This is a genomic window from Mucilaginibacter sp. UYNi724 (genome assembly GCF_054057495.1).
The window spans coordinates 393,204-418,597 of record NZ_JBSRZI010000001.1 but is presented as its reverse complement, the minus strand read 5'-3'; the positions used below and the strand labels follow the sequence as shown (position 1 = coordinate 418,597).

The 25,394-nt window shown below is 43.0% G+C and carries 25 protein-coding genes; 8 read left to right on the top strand and 17 right to left on the bottom strand.

The window, feature by feature from the left end:
- Window positions 1-57: 57 nt before the first annotated feature.
- From ACVW0P_RS01850 to ACVW0P_RS01795, 12 genes are all read right to left on the bottom strand, one after another.
- The gene (locus tag ACVW0P_RS01850) at window positions 58-1,671 is read right to left on the bottom strand and encodes a gliding motility protein RemB (protein WP_457130569.1); all 1,614 of its coding nucleotides are present in this window, start codon (window positions 1,669-1,671) and stop codon (window positions 58-60) included.
- Window positions 1,672-1,685: 14 nt separating this feature from the next.
- Window positions 1,686-2,822: a GDP-mannose 4,6-dehydratase gene (gene gmd, locus ACVW0P_RS01845; protein ID WP_457130568.1), complete on the bottom strand. Its 1,137-nt coding sequence runs from the start codon at window positions 2,820-2,822 to the stop codon at window positions 1,686-1,688.
- Between the two features lie 348 nt (window positions 2,823-3,170).
- Entirely contained in the window at window positions 3,171-3,734 is a 564-nt protein-coding gene (locus ACVW0P_RS01840) for a DUF3109 family protein (RefSeq protein ID WP_354427847.1), read from the bottom strand.
- A gap of 8 nt (window positions 3,735-3,742) precedes the next feature.
- Window positions 3,743-4,522: a DUF3108 domain-containing protein gene (locus tag ACVW0P_RS01835; RefSeq protein ID WP_354427849.1), complete on the bottom strand. Its 780-nt coding sequence runs from the start codon at window positions 4,520-4,522 to the stop codon at window positions 3,743-3,745.
- Window positions 4,523-4,632: 110 nt separating this feature from the next.
- Complete coding sequence (locus ACVW0P_RS01830; protein ID WP_322229078.1) at window positions 4,633-5,148, bottom strand: DUF2480 family protein; 516 nt, start codon at window positions 5,146-5,148, stop codon at window positions 4,633-4,635.
- Between the two features lie 72 nt (window positions 5,149-5,220).
- Window positions 5,221-7,329, bottom strand: a complete 2,109-nt coding sequence (locus tag ACVW0P_RS01825; RefSeq protein ID WP_457130567.1) for a SurA N-terminal domain-containing protein — start codon at window positions 7,327-7,329, stop codon at window positions 5,221-5,223.
- A gap of 106 nt (window positions 7,330-7,435) precedes the next feature.
- Complete coding sequence (lptC, locus tag ACVW0P_RS01820) at window positions 7,436-8,014, bottom strand: LPS export ABC transporter periplasmic protein LptC (protein ID WP_457130566.1); 579 nt, start codon at window positions 8,012-8,014, stop codon at window positions 7,436-7,438.
- Between the two features lie 9 nt (window positions 8,015-8,023).
- Window positions 8,024-9,352: a hypothetical protein gene (locus ACVW0P_RS01815; protein ID WP_457130565.1), complete on the bottom strand. Its 1,329-nt coding sequence runs from the start codon at window positions 9,350-9,352 to the stop codon at window positions 8,024-8,026.
- Window positions 9,345-10,088 (bottom strand): type III pantothenate kinase, encoded by a 744-nt coding sequence (locus ACVW0P_RS01810; protein WP_457130564.1) that lies wholly within the window; start codon window positions 10,086-10,088, stop codon window positions 9,345-9,347. Before ACVW0P_RS01810 ends, ACVW0P_RS01815 begins: the two co-directional genes overlap by 8 nt.
- On the bottom strand, window positions 10,089-10,781 hold the full coding sequence (gene purQ, locus ACVW0P_RS01805) for a phosphoribosylformylglycinamidine synthase subunit PurQ (protein WP_457130563.1): 693 nt from the start codon (window positions 10,779-10,781) through the stop codon (window positions 10,089-10,091).
- 45 nt (window positions 10,782-10,826) lie between these two features.
- Complete coding sequence (locus ACVW0P_RS01800) at window positions 10,827-11,810, bottom strand: DUF6427 family protein (RefSeq protein ID WP_457130562.1); 984 nt, start codon at window positions 11,808-11,810, stop codon at window positions 10,827-10,829.
- 265 nt (window positions 11,811-12,075) lie between these two features.
- Entirely contained in the window at window positions 12,076-13,062 is a 987-nt protein-coding gene (locus ACVW0P_RS01795; RefSeq protein WP_457130561.1) for a glycosyltransferase family protein, read from the bottom strand.
- 264 nt (window positions 13,063-13,326) lie between these two features.
- Between ACVW0P_RS01795 and ACVW0P_RS01790 the strand changes: the two genes are divergently transcribed.
- The 4 genes from ACVW0P_RS01790 to ACVW0P_RS01775 all read left to right on the top strand — a co-directional run bounded on the left by ACVW0P_RS01790 (window position 13,327) and on the right by ACVW0P_RS01775 (window position 15,372).
- On the top strand, window positions 13,327-13,626 hold the full coding sequence (locus tag ACVW0P_RS01790) for a hypothetical protein (RefSeq protein WP_457130560.1): 300 nt from the start codon (window positions 13,327-13,329) through the stop codon (window positions 13,624-13,626).
- 8 nt (window positions 13,627-13,634) lie between these two features.
- On the top strand, window positions 13,635-14,105 hold the full coding sequence (locus ACVW0P_RS01785; RefSeq protein WP_457130559.1) for a hypothetical protein: 471 nt from the start codon (window positions 13,635-13,637) through the stop codon (window positions 14,103-14,105).
- Window positions 14,106-14,157: 52 nt separating this feature from the next.
- Window positions 14,158-14,667 (top strand): DUF6705 family protein, encoded by a 510-nt coding sequence (locus tag ACVW0P_RS01780; protein ID WP_457130558.1) that lies wholly within the window; start codon window positions 14,158-14,160, stop codon window positions 14,665-14,667.
- A gap of 288 nt (window positions 14,668-14,955) precedes the next feature.
- Window positions 14,956-15,372 (top strand): hypothetical protein, encoded by a 417-nt coding sequence (locus tag ACVW0P_RS01775; protein ID WP_457130557.1) that lies wholly within the window; start codon window positions 14,956-14,958, stop codon window positions 15,370-15,372.
- Window positions 15,373-15,575: 203 nt separating this feature from the next.
- Here the strand turns inward: ACVW0P_RS01775 and ACVW0P_RS01770 are convergent, their stop codons facing one another.
- The 4 genes from ACVW0P_RS01770 to upp form a co-directional block, all read right to left on the bottom strand.
- Window positions 15,576-16,430 (bottom strand): UDP-2,3-diacylglucosamine diphosphatase, encoded by an 855-nt coding sequence (locus ACVW0P_RS01770; protein ID WP_457130556.1) that lies wholly within the window; start codon window positions 16,428-16,430, stop codon window positions 15,576-15,578.
- Window positions 16,431-17,088: 658 nt separating this feature from the next.
- A complete protein-coding gene (locus tag ACVW0P_RS01765; protein ID WP_457130555.1) occupies window positions 17,089-17,619 on the bottom strand; it encodes a DinB family protein in 531 nt (176 codons plus the stop codon).
- Window positions 17,616-18,341: a YjjG family noncanonical pyrimidine nucleotidase gene (locus ACVW0P_RS01760; RefSeq protein WP_457130554.1), complete on the bottom strand. Its 726-nt coding sequence runs from the start codon at window positions 18,339-18,341 to the stop codon at window positions 17,616-17,618. The genes ACVW0P_RS01765 and ACVW0P_RS01760 overlap by 4 nt, the downstream gene beginning before the upstream one ends.
- A gap of 57 nt (window positions 18,342-18,398) precedes the next feature.
- Window positions 18,399-19,046, bottom strand: a complete 648-nt coding sequence (upp, locus tag ACVW0P_RS01755) for a uracil phosphoribosyltransferase (protein WP_457130553.1) — start codon at window positions 19,044-19,046, stop codon at window positions 18,399-18,401.
- Window positions 19,047-19,298: 252 nt separating this feature from the next.
- Between upp and uvrB the strand changes: the two genes are divergently transcribed.
- Complete coding sequence (gene uvrB, locus ACVW0P_RS01750) at window positions 19,299-21,326, top strand: excinuclease ABC subunit UvrB (RefSeq protein ID WP_457130552.1); 2,028 nt, start codon at window positions 19,299-19,301, stop codon at window positions 21,324-21,326.
- 52 nt (window positions 21,327-21,378) lie between these two features.
- Here the strand turns inward: uvrB and ACVW0P_RS01745 are convergent, their stop codons facing one another.
- Window positions 21,379-21,996, bottom strand: a complete 618-nt coding sequence (locus ACVW0P_RS01745) for a hypothetical protein (RefSeq protein WP_457130551.1) — start codon at window positions 21,994-21,996, stop codon at window positions 21,379-21,381.
- A 237-nt stretch (window positions 21,997-22,233) separates the two neighbouring features.
- On the opposite strand from ACVW0P_RS01745, the gene ACVW0P_RS01740 reads away from it, so the two are divergent.
- The 3 genes from ACVW0P_RS01740 to ACVW0P_RS01730 all read left to right on the top strand — a co-directional run bounded on the left by ACVW0P_RS01740 (window position 22,234) and on the right by ACVW0P_RS01730 (window position 25,340).
- Window positions 22,234-22,473: a DUF4834 domain-containing protein gene (locus ACVW0P_RS01740; RefSeq protein ID WP_457130550.1), complete on the top strand. Its 240-nt coding sequence runs from the start codon at window positions 22,234-22,236 to the stop codon at window positions 22,471-22,473.
- Window positions 22,474-22,477: 4 nt separating this feature from the next.
- Window positions 22,478-22,774 (top strand): hypothetical protein, encoded by a 297-nt coding sequence (locus ACVW0P_RS01735; protein WP_354427884.1) that lies wholly within the window; start codon window positions 22,478-22,480, stop codon window positions 22,772-22,774.
- 178 nt (window positions 22,775-22,952) lie between these two features.
- Window positions 22,953-25,340, top strand: coding sequence for a YfhO family protein (locus ACVW0P_RS01730; RefSeq protein WP_457130549.1), 2,388 nt, complete (start codon window positions 22,953-22,955; stop codon window positions 25,338-25,340).
- Window positions 25,341-25,394: the final 54 nt, after the last annotated feature.

Here is a 25,394-nt window from a genome sequence, read left to right as displayed (position 1 = left end):
ATAATATCCAAAAAGGCCCCGGTAATTCGGGGCCTTCTTGATGCTTTTTAATTTTCCTTAATGCGTTTTATAACTGGCGAGATCAGTATAGATCTGGCGGAACGAACTGCGCACGCCAAAGGTAATCATACTGGTTTTGTCGTTAAAGTCGCTGTTCTTTTCGGTGCGGTAAATGCCGCCAAGCTCCAGCCTTAAATTGTATTTTGGGTTTAGCACATAACCAATTTTGCCCTGTAAGTAAACCATATTGGTTTTTAAGCCCTGGCCAATAATATTATCATCACGATTTACAGGGTCCCGGTAAGATTCAAATATATCTTTACCATAATTTTGATTGTTTAAGTCTAACCCATAGCGGCCATAGTTAGCTTCGCCCATGAAATCAAAACGTTTATACGAGTAGTTTAGTAAGGCAACCACTTCGCGGAAGTTAGCGCCCCAGGGGTGTGCAAGCGGCTCGCTATTGGCCGAGTAGTTTAATATACTGGCCCTTTCAGAATAGGTGTATGGCCTAACGGTATTTTGCTCTAACAAATAATTAAGATTTTGTACACCAAATAAGTTGGCGCCACGAATACCAACCTGGTAACCAAATTTATTACGGGCACTACCTGTATTATTAAAAAACTCACTGGCAGTAAACTCATCTAACGAAAATTGGCCGTAAGCGGTTATGCCATCAGTTAACTTATATTTAGTTGTAAAACCTATTAAAGCGTTATCCGGCGAACCACCTGCAGCCTCTATCGGCCTTAAGAATATAACGGGGTTAATATAGCTAAAATCAAATCCGCGCGCGTGGCCTTTGTCATCGGTACCGGCCCAAATAACAGAATCAAAAAAGCCAAACGACAGCCTGTTGTTAACATTCCAGTCTAAATAATGGAATATGCCAAATTTATTACGGTCGATATTTATGTCGCTGGTGCCGGCAGGGTCGCTAAAGTAAGCCCACATGGCCATGTACTTAACATTGCCCAGGTTGGCCGTTAGTTTAAAGAAAGGGTATGGTGATGCATAATCTGATAACAATAATGAGCGGTAGCCATCGCCAATAAAGGGTTTATCGCGCCCGGCGCTAATATTGATATACTTAACCGGGGTATATGATGCCACGGCAGTAATATAATCCCAACCGTAAGCATTTGGTTTATTGTTAAAAGTTCCCGCGTAAGCCATTCCCGGCGCAATACCAACCTGCCTGATGTAGGTAGAAATATAATCCGGTACTTCGGCGCGGTTTAAGTAGCCGGATACATTGTAATAAAACTTTTTACCAACCGTACCACCAAACTGCATCCCAATCGAATTAAGGTAGGTGTTTTGCTTGGAAGAAAAATCGCGCCCGATGTTAAAGTCGGGAAGCAGATCGGCGTAAAAGGTGGAGTTTTGGCTTTTTATATCAATTAGATGCTCGTTAAAAAGCTTGCGGTATAAGATATTTGTTGAACCTTTATCGCCATAATTCATAATAGAATCATAACGGTGCATCAACAGCGAATCGTCGACAAAAAAGGGCTTGATGCTGGTATGTAAACGGGTTTTGGTTGAATACGCATCAGCATTAAACTTCTGATAAAAATCGTAAGAGTAGGGCTGATAAACTGATTGCGAACGGGCTATGCCCACAGTAACCAGTAAGAGCGTAATGCTGATAAAAATTCTCTTCATATTTTGCCTTTTAGCTATTCAAAATAGTTTTGTGTTTTAAAGCCGCCTTTCTTCATGTGCTCATCCTTTTTAGCCAGGTGCAGGTCTGAGTTTACCATATCGGTAACAAGGGCTTGCAAGTCATAACCCGGTTCCCAGCCTAATTGTTTTTTGGCTTTAGACGGGTCGCCTATCAACAGGTCGACCTCGGTAGGCCTAAAATATTTAGAGTCTACCTTTACTATGGTTTGTCCAAATTTTAAACCATCGGGGTTTAAGCCAAGGCTTTCTATCTTTTGCTGATCAATATCGATGATAACACCTTTTTCGTTCTCGTCCTTGCCGCTAAATTCTATTTCGATGCCCAGTTCGTTAAAGGCCATTTTAATAAACTCGCGCACGGTGGTGGTTACACCTGTTGCTATTACATAGTCTTCAGGCTTGTCCTGTTGTAACATTAGCCACATGGCAACTATATAGTCCTTTGCGTGGCCCCAGTCGCGCTGGGCGCTTAAATTGCCCACATACAGGCAATCCTGCAGGCCTAAGCCTATCTTGGCAACGGCACGGGTAATTTTACGGGTAACAAAAGTTTCGCCGCGGATGGGGCTCTCGTGGTTAAATAAGATGCCGTTGCAGGCATACATGCCATAAGCCTCGCGGTAGTTTACGATGATCCAATAACCATAAAGTTTGGCTACTGCATATGGCGAACGCGGGTAAAAAGGCGTGGTTTCGCTTTGGGGCACATGTTGCACCAGGCCGTAAAGCTCTGATGTAGATGCCTGGTAAATACGTGTTTTTTTGGTGAACCCCAATAAACGTACTGCTTCCAATATACGGAGTACGCCCAGGCCATCGGCATTGGCGGTATATTCGGGCGAATCGAAACTTACCTTAACGTGGCTTTGGGCGCCCAGGTTGTAAATCTCATCGGGTTGGATCTCCTGGATCAGCCTGGTAAGGTTCATAGCATCGGTAAGGTCGCCATAGTGCAGCATCAGTTTGGCGCCACTTTCGTGCGGGTCGTGGTAAAGGTGGTCTATCCTGTCGGTATTGAACGATGACGACCTGCGTTTTATACCGTGTACCTCGTATCCTTTTTTAAGCAAAAATTCAGCTAAATATGCGCCATCCTGCCCTGTTATACCGGTTATTAAAGCCTTTTTCATTAACAAATATTATAAAGTGCAATATTATTTAAATTAATCGTAAAAGCTTGTATCGGGAAAGGGTTGTTTTATGAGGCAGGTATCAAGGGTTAGTTGTAAATGCTACGTTAGGAGTTATCGCTTTGTAGCAAAACTATGCTAATTTATTTGCCTCGTAGAGGTTACCCTTTTTGTATCGGGGTTGCACCTACGGCGCAAGAGAGGTATAAGCATATTTCTACAAAGCGGCAGCTCCTAACGGAGCAAGCAGGCCCCTTTGTGGTAACAAAAAAACATAATTTTTAAACTGAATATCAACATTGAATAATGAGGTACCCTTTGTTAAAATTCAACATTCATTATTCTTAATTAGATACCGGCTACCGTATCTTCCAGGTCGCGGTACCAGCCCTCGCCATACTTGCGGATAAGCGGGCCTTTTAAAAATTCGTGCACTTTAACCTGTAGCTCGTCGCCAAAAGAACAGGCGGGGCTACAAATGCTCCAACGGTCGTAATTCAAAACATCAAACTCCGGGTATGCGGTAATGCGGATAGGGTACAGGTGGCATGAGATAGGTTTTTGCCAGTCAACCGCGCCTTCTTCGTATGCCTTTTCGATAGCACATTTGGTGATGCCGTTTTCCCAGATCACGTAGGCGCATTCTTTATTAACCTCTACACATGGAGTGGTATAATCGCCCTCAAAATCGGTTACGTAGGTGCCTTCGCGTTCAATAGTGGCGATGCCTTTGGCCGTCATGTATGGTTTTACCTTCGGATAAATCTCGTCCAGTTTGTCCAGCTCATCATGGTTAAGTGGCGCGCCGGAGTCGCCTTCCAGGCAGCATGCGCCTTTGCACTTGTTTAAATTGCAAACAAAATTGTTTTTAATTACATCCTCGTGCAACAACACGCTTCCTACTTCAATCATCTTGTATTTTATTTTTGTACCGGGTTTAACGGGTATTTAAGCCCGCTTGCCTGGCTAAGGTCCATCACTAAACTGCCAACCACCAATTCCACATGCGCCTTAACGGGGATGCGGTTCTTATCATCAGTGATCCACAAATATAGCATACTGTTTTTTTTGAAGATGCGGCCGGGGATAATTGTGGGGTTAAACTTTAAACAGTTAAACGTTCCAAGCCCGCATTTTACCCGCTCCTTACCCAGGTAAGTAATGGTTAACGAGTGGATGCCATCTTCCAGAAAATAGCGCAAATCAAGCTTTTCGCCAATTTTAAGGTGCGATACATCGATGTTACGGGCAAAGTAGTAGCAGGATAAAAAATCGAACACATTACCCTTGAACGGGAATTGCCCCTTATCTGCAGTGATCACATTCTTTTCCCTGTCAAATGTTACCTTATCGGTATGCCTGTATTTAGACTCCTGCCTGTTCTCCGAATAGTAGTACGGCAGCAGGGTTATTGGATCGATGTAAGAGTGGTATTCGTTTTTGGTTTTAAACAACAGGTTAAATGTGCCCAGCGTACGGGCAGCAGCGTTAATATGTAATGAGGAGTGCCCGTTAAACTTCAGCGGACTGTTCTCCACTTTTATCACAGCTTCGGCAGCGCTAAAAAAACCGTATTTAAGTTTATAGGTAATTTGCTCGCCAGCTTTAAATGCAACCTCTTTGGTTTTTGTAGCCTCGTCCTGGCTAAAAGCGCGGGTTAAGGCGGTAACAAGTATCAGAACTAAATAGTATTTCTTCATTTGGTTGATATAGACGCAATTAAGATATTACAGTTTAATCTCTGGTTTCATATATTTTAGCCGTTGTTTTTTTGAACCCTCTGCTTAAGAGCGGGCGGGGTGAGGCCGGTTTAATCTTTGCGTTTATAAATGGGCACGGTAGAGCATGGTTCGCCAAACATCAGGCTTTTTGCAACCGGGGTAAGCCTTTGCGTGAGCTCTACATAAGCCGATACCGGAACAGGCAGATCACCGCAGCCCTTTATCACCACACGCTGGTCGCGGTATTGCTCCACATCAAGCGCGGCTACTTCTTTTACAAATAATACGGTTTCTAAAACATCGGCGTCGCCAAATACAACCGCGCGGGCATAGGGTGCCAACCGGTTTGCCAGTAACATGTAGGCCCATGCAGGTACAATGGCATCGGCAGTGCAGGTAACGGCTACGTTCTTATCCTGGTACTGAGCCCAATCATGCGTTTTTACAAACTCACGAAAATCTTTCTCGCGCAACATCAAGCCATGGAAAAGGTTATCCTTAATGTCGTAAACCACACGCTCGCCCGGGGCGTAAAACTGGGCAGGGTCTAATGTAACCAGCCCGCTTTGCGCAACTTTATTGATGATGTTTTCCTGTATTTCCATGGTGCCTTCAAATAAAAAATCCGGCAGCAACTATAACGTTGGTGCCGGATGCAAAATTACTTTAAATTTTTCTTAGAAGAACTTAGCTCTGTTATCTTTTACATTCGCCTTATCTTTCAGCGCATCAAGCACCTGGCCTTGCGAGCGTTGTACAAGTGTTTGGCCTAACTGAGTTTTCTCGCGAACGTTGTTGGTAAGCTGTGCGGGGTTGGTAAAGCTATCTAAAGAGATAACGTAAACACCTTGCTGGCCTTCGATAGGTTTTGACACCTTGTTTGGCTGCGAGCCAAATACTGTACCTACAACTTTATACTCTGCTGCCGAACCCGGGATAACCGGGTTAGCAAATACAATGTTTTGTAATGGAACAACCTTGCTGCCTGCTTTTTGAGCAACCTGATCGATTGTTGAAGCACCGTTTAGCGCTGCACTAAATTTATCTGACAGTTGCTTGCCTTTAACAGCGATGCGAACCATTGGCTCAATTTGTTTTTTAACAGCATCTAACGGCAAAATACCGGCAGGTTTAATGGCAGATACACGGGCAACAACGTATTGATCGCCAACCGCGAATACCTGGTCAGAGAAAGTGCCTTTATCTGATTTGAATACCCACTTAACAATCTCGCGTGCATTATCTAAACCTAATACGGTAGCAGCGTTACCGCTAACATCTTCGGCGTTCTTAATGGCAAGGCCTGCTTTTTTAGCCTGTGCATCAAAGTTATCGCCGGTTAATGTGCTTAAGAAAGTTTGAGCTTTGCTGTAAATTGCGTTTTGTGTTTTGCTGCTTGGCGCCAAAGGTTTATCAACCATAGCAACCTTAACAACCTTAGATAAACCTTTTTGCTCTTCTATTTGTACAAGGGCTACCCCAAATTGGGCGTTTATAATTTTAACATCCCCGGTTTTACCATTAAATATGGCATCTTCGAAAGCGGCAAAAGCGGCAGGTAACGTGCCACGGCCTAATGTGCCCATGTCACCACCTTTATCGCCCGATGCTTTATCGGCAGAGAAGTTTTTAGCAAGTTCGGCAAATGGCCTGCCGCCTGCTATTAATTTTTTAAGTGAATCTGCTTTCGCTATAGCTTTATCAACACCACCTTCTGCAGCAGGGTTAATTATAATGCTTCTTGCTTTTACAGAATCGGGGCCTACGCGTGTATCAACAAGCTTAGCTATTTTGTAGCTGCCGTTTGATAGGTATGGGCCGTATATAAAACCTTTTTCGGCAGCAAACATAACCGAATCCAGTTTAGGCTCTAACTGGCCTTTTTTCTGGTAAGCAAGCTGTGCTTTTGTTTCAGAGTTGATCTGTACAAAAAGAGAATCGTTAGCGGTTGTTTTAAACTCAGGCAGTAATTTATCGATCTGTGTTTTTACAGCAGCGCTATCGTCTTTTGAAGGTGATGCGTTAAAGCTTACATATTCAAAATTACGTAACTCGGCAGCGTTTTTAAATTCGCTTTTGTGCGCGTTGTAATAGTCGCTGTAATCGTTATCAGTTAACTTAATGTTGGCATCAGGTATTGATGCGTAATCAAGCACGGTGTACTTAAAGTTAGCAAGCTTGTTTTTAGCCTGGTAATCGTCCTGTGCGTCAAGCGAGTTTACATAAAGGCCATTGGTTACTAAAGCCATATACTTTTGTTGTAACCTCGAAGCCTGCAATTGAACAATAAAATCTGCCCAGGAGTCTAATTGTGTTTTTTCGGCCTTTGGCGATTGCAGGTAAGTTAAGAACTGGTTAAGCTTGCTTTTATCAAACTGGCCTTTTTCGTCAACAAACTGGCGTTGTATCTGCGGGTCCGGATTGTTACCGCTTATCATAGCTTGTCTTTCGTCGCTGCCAACAATAAGGCCTAAACGTGTAATTTCTTTATTTAACAACTTTTCTGTTAAGAACTGGTTCCAGGTGGTTTCCTGTATGTAGCTGTTAATTTGTGGTGTAAGGCTTTGGCCGCCACTTTGTTGTTTAAACTGTTGTGTAGATTGCTCTAACTTGGTGTTAAAATCTGTGTAAGCGATCTTTTCGCCGTTTACTTCACCTACTGTGGTTGCATCGCCCCTAAAAAAAGAACTGCCCGAACGCACTACCTCTTCGGCAATAAAGCCTAAAAGTGCTACTCCAATCACAATTGCGAGAATCTTTCCCATTCGCTCCCGCAAAAAACCCATTATGCCCATATAATTTTCTATGTTTTATATTCCTCAAAAAGAGGCGCAAGATACAATTTTTACTAAAATTCTATAACACAAAATTTTGTGAAAAAAATCAGGGCTATTATTGCGCCAGGCTGCCATCCACGTGGATGATGGCTGTGGAGTTTTCAAACTTGGGGTTTAGGAATTTGTCGTCACTTACAAAGCTTGTGCCGGTCATCTGTTCGCCGTTTGGCTTTGTCATTAAGACTTGCTTGTTTGAGTAAATTTGCTTTTTATTCTTGTCCCAGATCAACTCTTCCGATTTATAAACCACCCCATCTTCCATCCGGGTAGAAACAACATTTTTTTTGAATATAATAATATCTTTCTCTTTGTAATAATAACCGGTATCGGCAGTAATGGTGATGTCTTTATTTAAATCGCGTTTATACAATATTACCTTAACCGTTTTTGGCATTACACTGTAGGGGTCTTTTTTGATATCATATTGTATAAGCAGGGGAGCGGTGAGTTGTGCTTTTACATAGCCAGAGTCGCTTAATATCATATCTACGCGGGTAGTGCGCTGTATAGGCTTGGTGGCATCGGCAGCGGCAATGGCTTTTACCTTATTAATATCGTTTTCGCAGGCGCTCAAAAGCAGGACTATAAAAACAGCCGGTAAATATATGCTCAGTTGTTTAAGCCTGCTTCGCATTAGCCAATATTAATCGAACCTGTATTTCTGGAACCACTTATCGTTAAGTGTGAAAGACAGGTGTAAGTTAATGTAATTTTCTTTTACAAGGCTGTTAGCCAAAGTACCACGCTTGCCAACTTCGGCACCTATATTAACTTTATAAAAGGTTGATGTTGTGGTTGACCTAAGGGGCAAACCAACGCCAAATGTAGCTGCGTACCGCTTAATATCGGTATTATTTACGTTGAGGTATGTTTGATCGTATATAAAGCCCAGACGATAATCCACAGCGGCAAAATAGTTAGATAATGAGTTTGCGTTTGGCGTGATCTGGCCCCCTATGTTAAATGTACGGCTATCGCGAAGGCCCTTGTTAACGCCGGCAACGGTTAATTTTGACCAATTACTCATGGTATAATCGGCACCTATTAAAAACTTGCCTTGGTTTTGGAATGATATACCAAAGCGGTTTATCATTGGTAATTGTATTTTGGCGGATGCCTGTTGGTTATTGATAAGGCTATCTGTAGCAACGCCTTCGTCACCATTGCTATCTCTGTAATAGCTGCTAACAACATAGCTGTTGGTTGTATTTAATTTTGTATTTGCCGACCCTGAATACCCTAACGTTAAGCGTTTCTTGTCAGAAAAATCTATCCCGTACTGGATCCCGTAATCGTAATTGAAGCCTTTAATGCTATTGCTTTCTTCGATCCTTGAGTTAAGTACACCACTCAAATTAGGTACCTCTGTTGATTGGGACTCTTTAAGGTTGCCAAATATGTATGACGCGCTTGCACCAATTGATAGGTGTTTGCCTATACCAAAACCGTAACCTAAGAAAAACCTCGATAAACCACCATCACCGTTGTAAATATAGTTTACCGCGTTAGTATCTATCCCTGTATTGCCCGAACCAAAGTTAGAAGTTACCTGCCTGTAGCTGTAGCCCAGCTCGCTGTATGGCATCAACCCAAAGGTAACTGCCGAACGTTTTGTTAACGGGATACCGAAAGCAACATGGCTTAGCCTGAAGTTGGCGTTATTTTGCGAGGTTTGCCCCGATTTTTCGAGCGTGTTGAATTTACCGTACAAGCCAACATCTATAACCGTTAAACCGATGCTTGCGTTTGATGCCGGGTTAAGCGGGTTTATATTAAAGAAACCGCTTATGGTGTTGGTTGCAACACCAATGCCACCCATGGCAGTATTTTGCGGCAGCAGCATTGGGTTAATGTCGCCTATACCGTAACGCGAGTATGGCGAACTGGTAGTTGCAGTAGATTGTGCCTTTACGCCAAGTGCCGTTGCAGTAAATAAGAACAGTATTATCAGGAACCTTATATATTTAGTCATTATGCTTTTGTATCGCTGCGTTTAATCCTTTAAGAACCAGGTAAGGCTCAATTTTAATACAGGGGGCAAAGATGCTATTTTTCAATAGAGTATCAAAAAAAATACTGTCGCCCCCGCTTAGTATGATATTGTACCCTTGTGTTGCTTTTATGTACTCGTTTATGAAGCCTTGCAGCTCGTATTTAACCCCGTTTTGCACCCCTGATTTGATGGCCGATATGGTATCATTACCGTAGGGGGAGCTGAAGTTTTCGTCAGCCTGTAACAACGGCAAAGCAGCTGTATAATGGTTAACGGCTTTATAACGCATATTTAACCCCGGTGATATACTGCCACCAAAATAATTTGCGCCGGCGTCAACAAAGTCATACGTAATGCAGGTGCCCCCGCTTATAATGATGTTGTTGGCGTTGGGGAACAAATAATTTGCCCCTATTACCGCTGCAAGCCTATCGGCGCCAAGTGTTTTAGGGGATCTGTATTGATTATTTATGCCTGCTGTTATGCTGCTGTTAAATTGTATTACGCCAAAATCTTTTTCGAGCGTGGTTTGCCAGGGTTGTTTATCTGTCTTTACAGATGATATGATAACCCCGCCAATTTTAGATCCGCTTAAAAAGCTATCGATGTTTTGCTGTGTTGGCTGCTGGTATTGGTCCACTTTAAGCAACTCGTCCTTTTCAAAAACGGCGATCTTAGTAAAAGTGTTGCCAATATCAATAACCAGGTTTGGCATTTATGCTCTGGCCAGTGATAGTATCGATTCAAAAATAGCCAGTCCGTCTTCGTTACCTACAAGGCTTTCTGATGCGCGCTCGGGGTGTGGCATAAAGCCAAACACGTTGCGGCCTGCATTGGTTACACCGGCAATGTTTTCTATCGAACCGTTAGGGTTGCTGTCATCGGTAATGTTACCGGCCTCGTCGCAATAGCGAAACAATACCTGGTCGTTATCATTAATGGCCTTTAATACATCGGCATCGGCAAAATAATTACCCTCGCCATGGGCCAAAGGTATTTTTAGCGCGCGTTGCGGGTCTATCAATTGCGTAACCAACGAGTTTGCGGTTTGCGCTTTCATGTGGATGTTGCGGCAAATAAACTTGCGGTTTTTGTTGTGCAGCAATGCACCCGGTAACAGGCCTGCTTCTGTTAATATCTGGAAACCGTTGCAAATGCCCATCACCTTGCCGCCCTTGGCTGCAAACTGGATAACTTCTTGCATGATAGGCGAGCAGCGGGCAATAGCACCCGACCGAAGGTAATCGCCGAAGGAGAAACCGCCCGGCAAAACAATAAACTCAGCACCTTGCAGATCGTGGTCTTTATGCCACAAACGCACCACCTGCTGGCCCATTACATTTTGAAGAACGTGGATGATATCCTCATCGCAATTTGAGCCGGGGAAAATTACTACACCAAATTTCATGGTACAAAACTAATATAACCTATGAAATTTGAACGAATGTAAAAGTTAAAAAGTGTTAAACTGAAAATATATGATGCTGATAAGCAGCAATAAATACAAACTTTCGTACATCCAGCGGATATTGGCGTTGATAAAATAGTACGAAAAAAACACCGCCGCAGGTACGGCACACAGTAAAAAGTGGTTAAGGTTAAACTCGGTTTTTACATAAAACGAGCCCGCGCCTATCAAAAATAGGATAAACAACAGCTGGAACGATTTACGTACCTGCACATAACTTTTGTAATAGTTTTGCTGCAGTTTAAAAAAGTAAAGCACCAAAATAAGCAGCACAGGCACCAGCACCAGGTAGTTGTAATAATTAATGTTGATGCTTGGGAACTTACTGCCAAGCGGCGCCCAGATGTGATAAAAGCTGCCCAGCTTATTGTTGAGGTAGTAAAATACCGCGAAAAAGAAGAACACCGTTGCGTACCCAAGCACGCCCGAGATCCACTCGCGCCAGTTAATGGGCTTAAATATAATCAGCGCTATCCAAATAGACAGGAACAGGTAGATATAAGGCAGGTAAATGATAGAGCCGATAGCTACGATCATCCCCAGATCATAAGCGGTTGACTTTGCATCATCGCTTTTGTAGAGGCTGAATAGTTTAAACAGCATCCAGATCACTAAAAAATTGCAGATGAGCGGTGCGCTTAGCGTCATGAAAGGGGTGAACAGCGCGGTAAGGGTTACATACATTAGCGCCGGTAAAAAGGTTGACCGCCCCAAAAGGTTGTAGTGGTTAACCAGGTAGTTTAACAGCAAGGCCTGCCCCAGTACAATTAATCCCGCCAGGAAGATATTGGCAACGGGCGAAAATGCGTACTCGTAACTTGCGGGTATCAGCAAACGGGCAAAGGGTTCAACAAATATAAACTGGAGCTTATCGGGCACTTGCGCTACGTAACCAATACGCAGCACAAAAATTAAAATGGCCAGCCATAATATGTTAAGCGGATTAAATACCTTAAAAATACTGATCATACCGATTGGCTATTGGCTGCAAAATTAGCACAAAAATTTAGAGTGTTGGATGCTATTTACTCACCCGGTCATTGCTTCGCTCGACCACCCTCTCTTCGCTACGCGAAAAGAGGGTTCGCTTCAACAATAACTGATTTTTACACCCTCTTTGCGCAGCAGAGAGGGTCGACCAGCGTAGCGTAGTCGGGGTGAGTCCATTGGGAATCGCACAGCACCCGCCGCTTTGGAATTTAATCTTGTCTTTTGATTCTTATCTCTTGTGTCTTTACTTCCGCGCGTACTTTTTCACCATCTCGTCTACTATCCTGGCGGTCTCGTCGGGGAAATCGACCACTATGCGGCGGTCATCGGCTATCCAATTGTTGATGCGCTGTACAAAATCGGGGCATATGGTATGCACAACTTCTACCCCAAGTTTAGATGCGGACAAGGCGTTGCACTGCTGCTCGTACTGGCCACGCATGGGGATCATTAAAACCTTTTTACCCAAAAACAAGGCCTCGGCAGGGCCTTCGAACCCGCCGCCGGTAAGCAGGCCGGCACAACTGGCAAGGCTGATGTTGAAAGCCTCGTTATTCACCGGCACAACAGTTACATTGCCCTCGCGGTAGGCTATTTTTGTGCGCTTGCTGAAGATCTGCCACTCGGCATTGGTCTCTTTAAGGTGCTTAATCAGCGTTTTGTCGCTGTAGGCGGGTAGGTAAACGGCGTAATGGCCCAGGTTACTGGTAACCATTTGGCGGATATCGCTGCGGATAACGGGTGTATGGATAAAATCATCATACCGCTCAAAGTGGAAACCGATGTGGTGCGTGGTGGGCGAATAAAATTTAAAAAGCCACTCGGCATAGTTCCATTTTTTTGGCCTTGGCGTTTTTTGCGATACAAAAGAGCATTGGTGACTTAACGATACCGACGGCACCTTTTGCAGGCGGCAGGCCCAGGCACTAACGGGTTCGAAATCGTTAATAATAAGGTCGTATTGGTCTAAAGGGATGCTGTGCATATCCTTCCATAGTTGGCGCAGGTTCATGATCTTAAAGGTGGCCCAATTATCTACCCCGCCGTTTTTACCAAACACAAAACTAAACCCATGGAAACGGTATTTAAGCGGTTGCGATAAACTCACTTCAGCTTCAGTGCCGCTCACCAGCAGGTCCACCTCGCCGTATTGCTGCAACAGGGGTACAATCTCTCGGGCGCGGCTAATGTGGCCATTCCCTGTACCCTGTATACCGAACAATATTTTCATAGGCGTGTAATTGCGGGCAATTTAGCAAACAATTGTGTTACGAAGATTAATAAATGGTGAAATGAGGGTAAAGTTATGTTTAGCGGTGGGGGATAGGGTGAGGGGTAGTATAGACTTAGGAAAAAAGGAAATGCCAATTGTTTGTAACCCTAACGAAATTTATGTATGTATTTCACAGCCTTTAATTGTAAAAGCAGGTATTTCTACGTGTTTTTTTATTGGTAGAATAAATTTATATTTGTGAGGAAATTCTAAACCTATCGCATGAAAAAATATTACGCTAAGAGCAATAGTGCTCTGTTAATTCTCTTCTTACTTACTTTTGCTTTAATAATTAACAGTTGTAAAAAAGACCTTGTTAATTCACCACCATCAGCCACAGACCAAAAAGAGCAGATCGCTTTTGTAAAAGACGCAAAAGATTGGTTTGGAAGAAACGAAGCCATTAATAAAGAGCAACCGCTGGCCACAAATACCGTAGGCAGTGCCCTACGTAAATGGAACGAAGCTTTAAAGCCCGATCAAAAATATAAATCCGGCTCAACTGGTACTCCATGTAAATAAATATTCTTATGAAATTATTGACAATAAACCTGCTCTTTTTTATACTTCCATTTACTAACTTTAAAGAATCGAAATACCAAAATTTTGTACATTTTGTTTCCAGTAGGTACTTAATACCTAAATCAGCTATTAATAATTGTAACTGGCATTATGCTATTGTAAAAACTATTGTAAAAGACAGGAAGGTTATAAATTACAAGATTTTGAATGAGGCTCCAGATGATATTAAAAAAAGTTTTAAATTTTTAATAGGATACCAATTTTCTAATAAAATCAAAAAACCAAACCAAAACTTGGTGTTTTGTTTAACTATCGAAAATCTTAAAACCGAATGCCAAATCCCCAAAACAATTAATTATACGCCTTCTGAAGTTTTAGGTTTAGTTATGTCAACGTTAGCCCACCAACAAGAAATGGAACCTAATATGGTATTTTTACTTGATCCTATTATTTCAATCATGAATGATTCCAAATATTGAGACAAATATTGTTTATCTCAAGGGCTATTCATAGATGAGAAATTAAGCAATTATGAAAAAAGTATTAATCTTGATCTTTAGCCTGGTATATACTTTAGCATGCAAAGCGCAGCAAACATCTAAAGACATTTATCTTACCCAGCCCGATTTAAAAAGGTTTACAGGTGAGTGGCAATACCTATCGCACGACACTACTTTTTTAATTAGTCTGAAACTTGTGAAAACATTTGTAAAAAACGGGGATGGTTTTTATATCGATTTGATACAGGGGGACTATACCCTAAAAATTGGTGGACAAGTATTACAATCATCTGTTGGTTGTTCAACCATTAAATCAGGAGGGTATGTAGACAAAGATAAAAGTAAGGATAGGGTTAAATTTATATTTTATGATTTAGGTAGGAAATTGAAAAGTGGCGATGTTGTATTAGAATTATCTAAAGGTATTGGTAATACAGCAAATTGGAGTTTAACAAACCGGGAAACTGTCATAATTGGACCTGAAAAACCCGATTATACATTTTCGGTACCCACAAAAGCCACTTTTAAGAAAATTGAATGATATACTCATAATGTCAAGTTTGATTTTAAGTTCTTCTATTTCGGTGAATAAGTACCAATGGGAATGCAGTTTACTTAAAGGAAAGCCTTCCGGATGCTAAATAAAGACATTTGCAAGAGCAAATGAAATATAAATAGTACAAGGCTCATTTAGGACTAAAAACTATGCTATTCATGAAAAAATTAATTATTCTAATTATCAGCATAGCATACACTTTAAATTGCAATGCACAACTAACACATTTAGTGGAATCTATAAAAGTTTTACTACCCGCGGGGGACGTATAAAATGAATAAGCAGCAGGTAGATGGGTTAACCAACAAAAGACCGATGTATCAAATGCCCGAAAAACTTAGAGCCCCATACGTATATAATTTTAATGGCATAATTTTAAATTTATATAATGTTAATCATGACTCCACCAATATTAGTTTACCTGCTATGAAACACCTTTCGGATGATTTAGCCGGATTACTTAGGCGCCATGGTAATAACACTTATACTTCAGTAATTAAAAATATTGGGAATAACCAAGTACTGATAACCAATAGAGTAGTTGACAATGTTGGACGATATGAATTTAATCTTAAAAATAAAGATAGAACCTGGACCTTTTGGGGGAACATTGATTATCCTGAAGCCGATTTAAAAAAAGCCGAAGCACTGCTTAATGATATTTTAAATAATGCTCAGTTTATAGAGTGAAACTATCTGTTTGGAAAAGGCAATATCTTTTAATTTATGGGCCAAGATACCAGGCTACTAACACAACCTATAGTACTTCCCAATAAAAAAAAGAAAAGTAATTAAGTCTTAACCATTCATCCACAAGGACACTACCGCAGTAAATAAGCGCCTTTAAAAATTATAATAAACAGATCAGGATATTTGACAAATCAGCAATCCCCCTACTGCGCCTCCTGCTTAAACCTTTCTAATAAACTCCGTACGTCCAGTTTGGCGTCCAGGTCTTCGGCGTCGGTGATGTCGTCTTCGTCGTTGTCTTGCTTAAAGTCGTCGGGTTGGTATTTAAAAACGGTCCAGCCGTGGTTATGGTATTCGAGCGAGGTGAGGCTTTCCACCCAGTCGCCGCTGTTGAGGTATAGCACCGACCCCGTTTGCTCTGTCGACTGGATCTCGCGAATCTCGGCGTGGTGGATGTGGCCGCAAATAACATAGGTGTAGGTTTTCTCTACGGCCAGGTCGGCAGCGGTTTGCTCAAACTGGTTTATGAATTTTACGGCATCTTTAAACTTGGCCTTTATTTTTTGCGAGAAACTCATCTTTTCGCGGCCCACAGCGGTGAGCAGCCAGTTAGTCATGCTGTTGATGAGGATGAGGGTATCGTACCCAACTGCGCCCAGTTTGGCCAGCCATTTAGAATGCTGCATGGTTACATCAAACACATCACCATGAAAGATCCAGGCTTTTTTACCATCGATGTTAAGCACTATCTTATCCAACAATTGAAATGTGCCGAGGTTAAAATCGGTGAATTTGCGCAGCATTTCGTCGTGGTTGCCGGTAAGGTAATACACGGGTACGCCTTCGGTAACAAACTTTAGGATGCGGCGCACCACCTTCATGTGTGCCTCGGGCCAATACGATTTGCTGAATTGCCAAATATCGATGATATCCCCGTTGAGGATAAGCATTTTGGGCTTGATACTTTTAAGATATTTGAGGAGTTCTTTGGCGTGGCAGCCATACGTGCCTAAATGCACATCAGAAATGATAACTATATCTACTTCGCGTTTTGCCATTAAAAACTGAGGGGCTATACAATAGCCGTTTATTTATAAACGCTGGCAGCTGGTAACGGGGGGCTTATTCCTCGTCGTCGTCTTCGTTAACCTTAAGTTCGTAAGGGCTTAGATAGAATGCACCAAGCAATACCAGTAATCCTATTACAAACAAGTAAGTAAATTCAAAATTCATCTTTCCTTATTTTTACAAATATCATATAATCAAATTATTATAGTGTTAAGACTTTGTTAAATGTAAAAGGTTACGTTAAACAAAAATTAATTTAGCGGCAGGTTTATATCGGCGGTAGCTTACCTGTTTGATGTAGTAATTTACCAATTAAATATGAAAGGCACATGAAATTCCAGGGGCGTTTTTTTAAGGACGTTTAAAGTACTTGTGAACACCTGTAACCGGTTTGATTAAAGTGGTGGCAGCGTTTTGTCAGTACACAATAAAATGCAAGTATTTGATTTTCAGCTTTTTGTAAATAAAAATGTGTGGTCACGGCCGTGAACGTGAACATTTTATGTGTTTTACTTACCCCGTCCCGATTGCTATCGGGATGCGCGACCCCCTCGCTTCGCAAAGAAGGGTTATAAATTTTTTCTTTTTTCCACCCTCTTTGCGAAGCCGAGAGGGTGACCAGGCGTAGCGATGGTCGGGCGAGTAAATTTACCGCTTTATAAAGTTATTTTTTATCCGCTCCAACTGTTTTAAATGATGCTCCAAATGCACGCGGGTAAATTTAAACCACTGTGCGGCGTTAAGCATGCCCAGGCGGGGGTGCTGCCAGCGGGCGTTGGCCGGCGCGTCTTTAATCAGTTCGGTAACGCCATCTATCCGTTTACGGGTTTTGATGATAAGGTTTTTAGCGGCTTCAATATCTATCTTATTAGGGGCAATTTTATCGGCAACGGCTTCGGGCACTTTTAATTTCCCCGGCGGGAACAGGCCGGTTGCCATTACGTAATATCCCCAAAAGCCCATGCCCTTTTTGGTTGGCGGGCAATTGTTGTGCGTACAACGCTCCAGCGCGATGGTTGACCCTAAGCTCGATTTTAAGATATGATCATACACCTCGGCGTAGCTCCAGCCACCCGTGGGTGGGGTTTGGGCGAAGCGCTCGTCGGAAAAACCGTCAAGCAACTGGCGGTAGGTATTTAATGCGGCATCAATGGCGCGGCGCTCTTTAGCGATGTTCATAGTAATAAAGTTAGCTCTTTTAACCCAACTATTTGAACAGCCACATCTGCAGGCTTTTCTAAATTGGCAGGGTTAAAATAAATGGCATCCATGCCTACACCCATAGCCCCGCGGATATCGGCTTCGATGCTGTCGCCTATCATTACACTTTCGGGGATGGTGGCCCCGGCCAGTTCAATAGCGTGGTGAAATATCAGCGGATCGGGTTTGTTAACGCCCACCACTTCGGATATGATGACGTTTTTAAAATAGGGCGCAAGATTGGTGCGGGCAACCTTCATTTCGGTAGATTCTTTAAACCCGTTCGAGATCAGGTGCAGCGTGTATTTGCTTTGCAGATATGCCAGCGTTTCGTGCGCGTGGGCAAAGAGGTTTGTTTTGGTTGGGCCGAGGTTTACATACGCATCCTCAAAATCGGCGGGCATCAGGTCCGGCTGTACACCAAGCTCGATAAAAGTAGATTTGAAACGTTCTTCGCGCAGTTCATCCTTGCTGATCCTGCCCAAGTGGTAATCTGCCCAAAGGCGGTGGTTATGGCGGGTGTAAGTTTCTATGAACAGATCGGCGGAGTGCAGGCCTATGTCTTTTAGTTTGTAAGTGCCGTAAAGCTCATGCAGGGTCTCTTCGGCGTTCTTGTCAAAATCCCAAATGGTGTGGTCAAGGTCGAAGAAGATGTGTTTGTATTGTTTAGATGTACGATGGGCGATTTTAGATTGTGGCATGAAGCAAAGTTATCTATTTTCAAATCGTAAATCTAAAATCGCCCATCGTAAATCTATCTACACCTTCTCCCCAAAAGCCAAATCCCCGGCATCACCTAATCCCGGTACTATGTAAGCCCTGCCGGTCATTTCTTCATCAACGGCGCAAACCCAAACTTGTGCGTTGGGGAGGTTGGCGCGTACATGGGCAATGCCTTCAGTACTGGCAATTACGGCCACTATGTGCAGGGCTTTCAGTTTGTATTGGGCGATGATCTCCTTACAAACCAACACCATGCTTTGGCCGGTAGCCAGCATGGTATCGCACATGATGAGTGTTTTCCCTTCGAGGTTTGGGGTCGAGATCTGGTCTATCTGAATGGTGAATGCCCCGCTCTTTTTTACCTTGCGGCAGGCGGTGATAAAAGCAGAATCGGCACGGTCAAAGAAATTAATAAATCCCTGGTGAAAGGGTAGCCCGGCGCGCAATATGGTGGCGATAACGGGTTGCTCGGTAGCCAAGTTTATGGTGGCGGTGCCTAATGGCGTTTGCACATCGGCAGCCTCGTAGGTTAGGGTCTTGCTTATCTCGTAGGCCAATATCTCGCCAAGCCTTTCCTGGTTCTTGCGGAAACGGTATTTATCCTGCTGCACGTTAACATCGCGAAGCTCAGCCAAAAATTGGTTGGCAATGCTGTTGGTTTTGTTGAGGATGAAAGGCTGCATGGGTAGACTTGAGATGTGATACCTGAAATTTGAAATAAACGCTTTTTTCAAATCTTGCTTAAAGATTGCTAATTAGATGCAATTAAGCAATCATTCTTTAAATAATTTGGTTGTATAAAAACATGCTGACATAGGGTTGTCATCAGTTATAAGATTTTTGTAAAGGATCATGTTAATACGGCCAACTAAAATGTTTAGCAATCTTGACAGCCTAATCACAAAACTCCGGTCACTAATCACTATTTTTGAGTAATGGATTTTAAAATAACTTCTCAGTATGTACCCTCCGGCGACCAGCCGACCGCTATAAAACAACTGGTTGACGGTGTAAACAACGGCGACCCTTTCCAAACGCTGTTGGGGGTAACCGGTTCTGGTAAAACGTTTAGTATTGCCAACGTAATTGAGCAAACCCAAAAACCCACGCTGATACTTAGCCACAACAAAACGCTGGCGGCGCAGCTGTATGGCGAGTTTAAACAGTTCTTCCCCGATAACGCGGTGAACTACTTTGTATCTTATTACGATTATTACCAGCCCGAGGCCTTCATCCCCTCGTCTAATACCTATATAGAAAAGGATCTGCAGATAAACGAGGAGATAGAAAAACTGCGTTTGCGCACCACTTCGTCGCTCATGAGCGGCAGGAGGGATGTGATCGTGGTATCGTCCATCTCCTGCATTTATGGTATGGGTAACCCCGAAGATTTTGCCAATTCGGTATTTAAATTCGCGGTAGGTACTCGTATTAGCCGTAACGCGTTTTTACACCGTTTGGTGGAGATACTTTACGCCCGCACCACAGCCGATTTTAAACGCGGTACGTTTAGGGTTAAGGGCGATACGGTGGATATTTTCCCCGCGTATATGGATTACGCCTACCGCATCAGCTTTTTTGGGGATGATATTGAAGAGCTTAGCACATTTGACATCACCACGGGTAAAACCATCGAGAAGATGACGCACATGGTGGTTTACCCTGCCAACTTGTATGTTGCCCCGCGCGAGCGCTTCCAGCAATCTGTTTGGGCCATTCAGGAGGAGTTGGAAACCCGCAAAAAGCAATTCATTGGCGATGGCCGCTTCATTGAAGCAAAGCGCCTGGAGGAAAGAGTTAATTACGATCTGGAGATGATCCGCGAGTTAGGTTATTGCAGCGGGATCGAAAATTACTCGCGCTTTTTTGACGGACGCGAACCGGGCATGCGCCCATTCTGTCTGTTGGATTATTTCCCGGATGATTACCTGATGGTGATAGACGAGAGCCACGTAACTGTACCCCAAATAAGGGCGATGTATGGCGGCGACAGGTCCAGGAAGATCTCCTTGGTTGATTATGGTTTCCGTTTGCCTGCGGCGATGGATAACAGGCCGCTTAACTTCCAGGAGTTTGAGCGCCTTGCCCCCCAAACAATATATGTAAGCGCCACCCCTGCCGATTTCGAACTGGAAAAATCTGGCGGTGTAGTGGTAGAGCAGGTGATACGCCCTACAGGGTTGCTTGACCCGATCATCGAGATCCGCCCGGTGATAAACCAGGTGGATGATTTGCTTGACGAGGTGGACAAAACAATTAAAATGGGCGACCGCATCCTGGTAACCACCCTTACCAAACGCATGGCCGAAGAGTTGGCCAAGTATATGGACAGGCTCGGCATTAAATGCCGTTACATACACTCGGAAGTGAAAACCTTGCAGCGTGTGGAGATCCTTCGTGGCCTTCGCCTTGGCGAGTTTGATGTGTTGATAGGGATCAACTTGCTGCGCGAAGGGTTGGATCTGCCGGAGGTATCATTGGTAGCTATTTTGGACGCTGATAAAGAAGGTTTCCTGCGGTCAGAGCGTTCGCTGATCCAAACTATTGGCCGTGCTGCCCGTAACGATAGGGGCCGGGTTATTATGTATGCCGATAAAATTACCGACTCGATGCAGATAACGATGGACGAGACTAACCGCCGCCGCGAGTTGCAAATGAAATATAATGAAGAGCACGGCATTGTGCCACGTACTGTTGGTAAAACCAAAGAGGAGATCATGGAGCAAACCTCCGTTGTCGACTTTAAAGGTGGCGTACAACAGGCTTACGTGGAAACCGATACCCTTACCCTTGCTGCCGACCCGATAGTGCAATACATGACCAAGCCGGACATGAAAAAATCTATCGATAACACCCGCAAGGACATGGTGGCAGCAGCAAAAAATATGGATTTCCTGCTGGCCGCCAAACTGCGCGATGAAATGTTTGCCCTGGAAAAAATGATGGAAGAGAAATTCTCTTAAATCAAAGCCGCGCTCATTTATATAAGCGCGGCTTTGATTAAATCTTAAGGCTTTAGTCGGCTATGTTATAAGTTCTTTTAACCTCGGCATAATTTCTGAAATTTACAACAGAGGTGGTATGCACGCCACCGGGGATGATCACGTATCTGAAGCTGTGTGCTGTAGATAAACTGCCGTAAGCATTATTATTGTTGGTCATATGGATTTGGATCTTACCTAACGTACTACGTGCCGACCATGTGTCTATCTCCGGAGTAGTACCACTTAGATAATTGATCACGATAGGTAATCCACTCACTTGGTCGGTAGGCCATATCACCGGGTTATATCCGTTCAGTTTTGCGTACACAAGTATGGTGCCTTTATCTAAAACAGCCTGGGTAACTTTAGATGCAGCAATATCATAAGAGAAATTGAATGTGCTAAATACGGTTGTTTTGGTATAAGATGCAGGCGTTATCCAGTCGGAGTAAATTACATTCGCCGTACCTGTAGCGCCTGTAGTGCCCGCGGCACCATTGGTGCCATTTGTACCGTTTGCCCCTGTAGCACCCGTATCACCTTTAGCACCTACAGGGCCAATAGGTCCGTCATCACCCTTTTTGCATTTAACCATTAATGATGATAAGCAGATAACTGTTAATAGAAATAAGTAGCGTTGTGTTTTCATGATAGTTTTTTTAATGTTTATTAAGTTTGATTTGTGTTTTTCTGATACAATGGTAAATACTATCAAAGCACGATTTTACAGTAATGATTGGGCGGGATACCTGAGTGAGTGAAACTGACTTTTTAGTGAGTGGACGGATTAATGGGTTTGATTCATTGCCCCTTTCATTTACATAAATATCATAATGAAACAAATTTTACGTTATATACTTATATTTGTAAGCTAATTTAAAACCAGATGGGTTTGATACGTTTCTTAATAATTGCCATTTGTTCGTTATATATCATCCGCAGTCTTGTGCGCATATTTTTGCCCATGCTGTTTGGCAGCATAATTAACAAAGCGCAGGAACAGGCGCGCCAGCAACAACAGCCTCCAAAACCTGATGGCCGTGTGCGTGTAGATTATAAACCCGATGGAAAAAGTTCAGTGCCTGATTCTGAAGGAGAATTTGTAGATTACGAAGAAATTAAATAAACCAATGTTACCCGAAGGGCTATATAAACGCAGGCGCGGCCACAACAATACCCCGCCCACAGTACTGCTAATACTTACCAATTTTATTGTACTTGCATTACTAACGCAACTGTTTACCAGTTGTGGCACAATCAATAACTTTTTTTGGGTTTCTATAGCTATCCTCGCTTTTTATAACCTTTACAACATCCGCCGCAACCGCGAGGAGTATAATAAGCTAAACGTTATTGTTTATGTTGTAAGCATCTTATTAATGGTATTCATGTTTTATTATTTTAGCAACCAGCCCCATAATTGCTAATTGAATATCTTATAAAAACTTATCGTTTCTAATCTCATTCAATTTTCTATTTTTGAAGATTATAATTATTATCCCTAAAAAAGTTTAAATGAACAACTGGATCAAGCGGAATAGTGGGCATCTTATAGTCGCTGCAATATTTTTCGTACTAACTTTTGCCTATTTCTTTAACCCGTTAATGCAGGGTAAAATAATGTACCAGGGCGATGTTTTGCAGGCCAAAGCCATGCAAAAGGAGATTATGGATGTTAAAGCCGCAACCGGCACAGCACCATTATGGACAAACCAAATGTTTGGCGGTATGCCGAGCTACCAAATTTGGGCCAAGTATGGCAAAAACCTAACTACTTACGTTATAGATGGCCTTAAAGCCGTATTCCCTAACCCGGTTGATACCATTTTACTATATCTTTTTGGTGCTTATTTCTTATTCTGTACCCTTAAGTTAAATAACTGGCTTGCAGCAGCGGGCGCTGTAGCCTTCGCGTTCTCGTCATATAACTTCATTTATATTCAGGCGGGGCACGCCAACCAGGCTTATGCCATTGCGTTCTTTGCGCCTATAGTTGCCAGCATTATCATAACTTTGAGGGGAAAATACATTACCGGTGGTGCCTTAACCGCCTTGTTCCTGGCGATGGAGATCCGCTCTAACCACGTGCAGATGACCTTTTACCTGCTCCTGGCAATCGCTATTTTAATAGGTATCGAACTTTACCACGCTATTAAAGCAAAACAAACTGCGCCGTTCTTAAAGTCGTTAGCATTTTTAGCGGGCGCTACTATTTTGGCAGTTATTGTAAACGCGGGGTCGTTATGGACGACTTACGAATACAGCAAATATACCATCCGTGGCCCTGCTAACCTTAAAAGCGAAACCACCGCTGTAAGCACAGGCCTTGATAAAGATTACGCCTACAACTGGAGCGAGAGCGTAAGCGAAGTGTTCACTTTCTTTATCCCTAACGCATATGGTGGTGCCAGTGGCGCACCTGCTGCCGAAGATTCTAAAGTAGTAAAAGTATTAACCGACAACCGTGTAGACCCTGCACAAGCCCAACAGTTTGCCAGCCAGTTGCCCGTTTATTGGGGTAATAAACCAAGTACAAATGGCCCATGGTATTTTGGTGCCATCGTATTCTTCCTGTTTGTTTTGGGGTTGATCATCGTTAAAAACAGGATAAAATGGTGGTTGTTATCAGCCGTGTTATTGAGCGTGTTCCTGTCGTTCGGTAAGAATTTGCCGTTCCTGTCAGATCTGTTCTTTAATTACTTCCCGCTATATAACAAGTTCCGCGCGGTAGAGTCTACGTTGGTTATCGCATCATTATGCTTCCCGATTTTGGGCTTCCTGGCGTTGAACGAGGTATTTGTAAACCGCGATAAGCCATACATCTTTAAAAATGTAAAGCTCGCTTTCTATATCACAGGTGGTTTAACCTTATTGATGATAGCTGTACCGGGTTTATTCTTAAGTTTTAAATCGAGCGAGCATCAAACGCTTATAGGCGGTTTAACCCAGGCTTTCCAGGGGAATACCCAAATGGCTAACCAGGTTGCCAACGCGCTAATAGAAGACCGCCAGGCTTTAGAACGTGCCGATGCTATCCGTACTTTTATCTTCATCGCATTAGCGTTTGGTTTGCTTTACATTGTTATCAAACAAAAAATAAGCTTAACATTTGCCGCCCTTGCGTTCATGTCCATTATTTTGGTAGATATGTGGAGCGTCGACAAACGTTATTTAAAAGACGAGAACTTCGTATCTAAAGAAATTCTTGATCAAAGTTTCACCCCACGTGACATTGATGAATTTATCATCCGTGATAAAGACCCCGATTTTAGGGTATTTGATATGACCAGTGGCGATCCGTTTCACGATTCGCGTTCATCTTATTTCTATAAAACTGTTGGTGGTTTCCACTCGGCTCGTTTAAGGCGTTTTGATGAATTAGTTCAAAATCAATTCACCAAAAGCGTAAACCAGGATGTACTTGATATGCTTAATACCAAATACATCATCACTGCCGACCCTAAAACGGGCAGCCCAAGCATGCATGCCAATTCAACTGCCTGCGGCCACGCATGGTTTGTAAATTCGGTTAAGTATGTAAAAGATGGTGATGAGGAAATGCAGGCCATCAGCAGCTTCTCGCCAAAAGATGAGGTAATGATTGACGAGCGTTATAAAAGCGTTGTAGAGGCAAAACCTTTAGGTGCGACTAAAAATGGCACCATCGAATTAACCAGCTACAAGCCCGATCATTTAACCTACCAAACAGGTTCAACCTCAAACCAGGTTGCGGTATTCTCCGAGATCTATTATGATAAAGGCTGGGCGATGTACATCGATGGTAAAGAGCAGCCATATTACCGTGCCGATTATCTGCTGCGAGCAGCGAGCATCCCGGTTGGTAACCACAAGGTTGAGTTCATCTTCCACCCAACATCATACTACCTTGGCGAAAATATCTCGTTAGTAGGTTCAATATTATTGATCTTGGCTTTAGCCGGTGCTGTGTACGCCGAACGTAAAACCAAACAACCCGAGTTAGCGAAAGCATAATTAACGGCTTTATATAGGAAAAGAGCGATAGGGTTGACCTATCGCTCTTTTTTG

Excerpts from the sequence above, each read along its gene's own strand:
- ACVW0P_RS01740 (WP_457130550.1), top strand. The coding sequence starts at position 22,234 with ATGGGTTTGATACGTTTCTTAATAATTGCCATTTGTTCGTTATATATC.
- ACVW0P_RS01840 (WP_354427847.1), bottom strand. The coding sequence starts at position 3,734 with ATGATTGAAGTAGGAAGCGTGTTGTTGCACGAGGATGTAATTAAAAAC.
- ACVW0P_RS01850 (WP_457130569.1), bottom strand. The coding sequence starts at position 1,671 with ATGAAGAGAATTTTTATCAGCATTACGCTCTTACTGGTTACTGTGGGC.
- ACVW0P_RS01770 (WP_457130556.1), bottom strand. The coding sequence starts at position 16,430 with ATGGCAAAACGCGAAGTAGATATAGTTATCATTTCTGATGTGCATTTA.
- lptC (WP_457130566.1), bottom strand. The coding sequence starts at position 8,014 with ATGCGAAGCAGGCTTAAACAACTGAGCATATATTTACCGGCTGTTTTT.
- ACVW0P_RS01735 (WP_354427884.1), top strand. The coding sequence starts at position 22,478 with ATGTTACCCGAAGGGCTATATAAACGCAGGCGCGGCCACAACAATACC.
- ACVW0P_RS01830 (WP_322229078.1), bottom strand. The coding sequence starts at position 5,148 with ATGGAAATACAGGAAAACATCATCAATAAAGTTGCGCAAAGCGGGCTG.
- ACVW0P_RS01835 (WP_354427849.1), bottom strand. The coding sequence starts at position 4,522 with ATGAAGAAATACTATTTAGTTCTGATACTTGTTACCGCCTTAACCCGC.
- purQ (WP_457130563.1), bottom strand. The coding sequence starts at position 10,781 with ATGAAATTTGGTGTAGTAATTTTCCCCGGCTCAAATTGCGATGAGGAT.
- upp (WP_457130553.1), bottom strand. The coding sequence starts at position 19,046 with ATGCAGCCTTTCATCCTCAACAAAACCAACAGCATTGCCAACCAATTT.
- ACVW0P_RS01780 (WP_457130558.1), top strand. The coding sequence starts at position 14,158 with ATGAAAAAAGTATTAATCTTGATCTTTAGCCTGGTATATACTTTAGCA.
- ACVW0P_RS01765 (WP_457130555.1), bottom strand. The coding sequence starts at position 17,619 with ATGAACATCGCTAAAGAGCGCCGCGCCATTGATGCCGCATTAAATACC.
- ACVW0P_RS01810 (WP_457130564.1), bottom strand. The coding sequence starts at position 10,088 with ATGCCAAACCTGGTTATTGATATTGGCAACACTTTTACTAAGATCGCC.
- ACVW0P_RS01795 (WP_457130561.1), bottom strand. The coding sequence starts at position 13,062 with ATGAAAATATTGTTCGGTATACAGGGTACAGGGAATGGCCACATTAGC.
- ACVW0P_RS01825 (WP_457130567.1), bottom strand. The coding sequence starts at position 7,329 with ATGGGTTTTTTGCGGGAGCGAATGGGAAAGATTCTCGCAATTGTGATT.
- ACVW0P_RS01775 (WP_457130557.1), top strand. The coding sequence starts at position 14,956 with ATGAATAAGCAGCAGGTAGATGGGTTAACCAACAAAAGACCGATGTAT.
- ACVW0P_RS01790 (WP_457130560.1), top strand. The coding sequence starts at position 13,327 with ATGAAAAAATATTACGCTAAGAGCAATAGTGCTCTGTTAATTCTCTTC.
- ACVW0P_RS01730 (WP_457130549.1), top strand. The coding sequence starts at position 22,953 with ATGCAGGGTAAAATAATGTACCAGGGCGATGTTTTGCAGGCCAAAGCC.
- ACVW0P_RS01800 (WP_457130562.1), bottom strand. The coding sequence starts at position 11,810 with ATGATCAGTATTTTTAAGGTATTTAATCCGCTTAACATATTATGGCTG.
- ACVW0P_RS01785 (WP_457130559.1), top strand. The coding sequence starts at position 13,635 with ATGAAATTATTGACAATAAACCTGCTCTTTTTTATACTTCCATTTACT.
- ACVW0P_RS01815 (WP_457130565.1), bottom strand. The coding sequence starts at position 9,352 with ATGACTAAATATATAAGGTTCCTGATAATACTGTTCTTATTTACTGCA.
- uvrB (WP_457130552.1), top strand. The coding sequence starts at position 19,299 with ATGGATTTTAAAATAACTTCTCAGTATGTACCCTCCGGCGACCAGCCG.
- ACVW0P_RS01760 (WP_457130554.1), bottom strand. The coding sequence starts at position 18,341 with ATGCCACAATCTAAAATCGCCCATCGTACATCTAAACAATACAAACAC.
- ACVW0P_RS01745 (WP_457130551.1), bottom strand. The coding sequence starts at position 21,996 with ATGAAAACACAACGCTACTTATTTCTATTAACAGTTATCTGCTTATCA.
- gmd (WP_457130568.1), bottom strand. The coding sequence starts at position 2,822 with ATGAAAAAGGCTTTAATAACCGGTATAACAGGGCAGGATGGCGCATAT.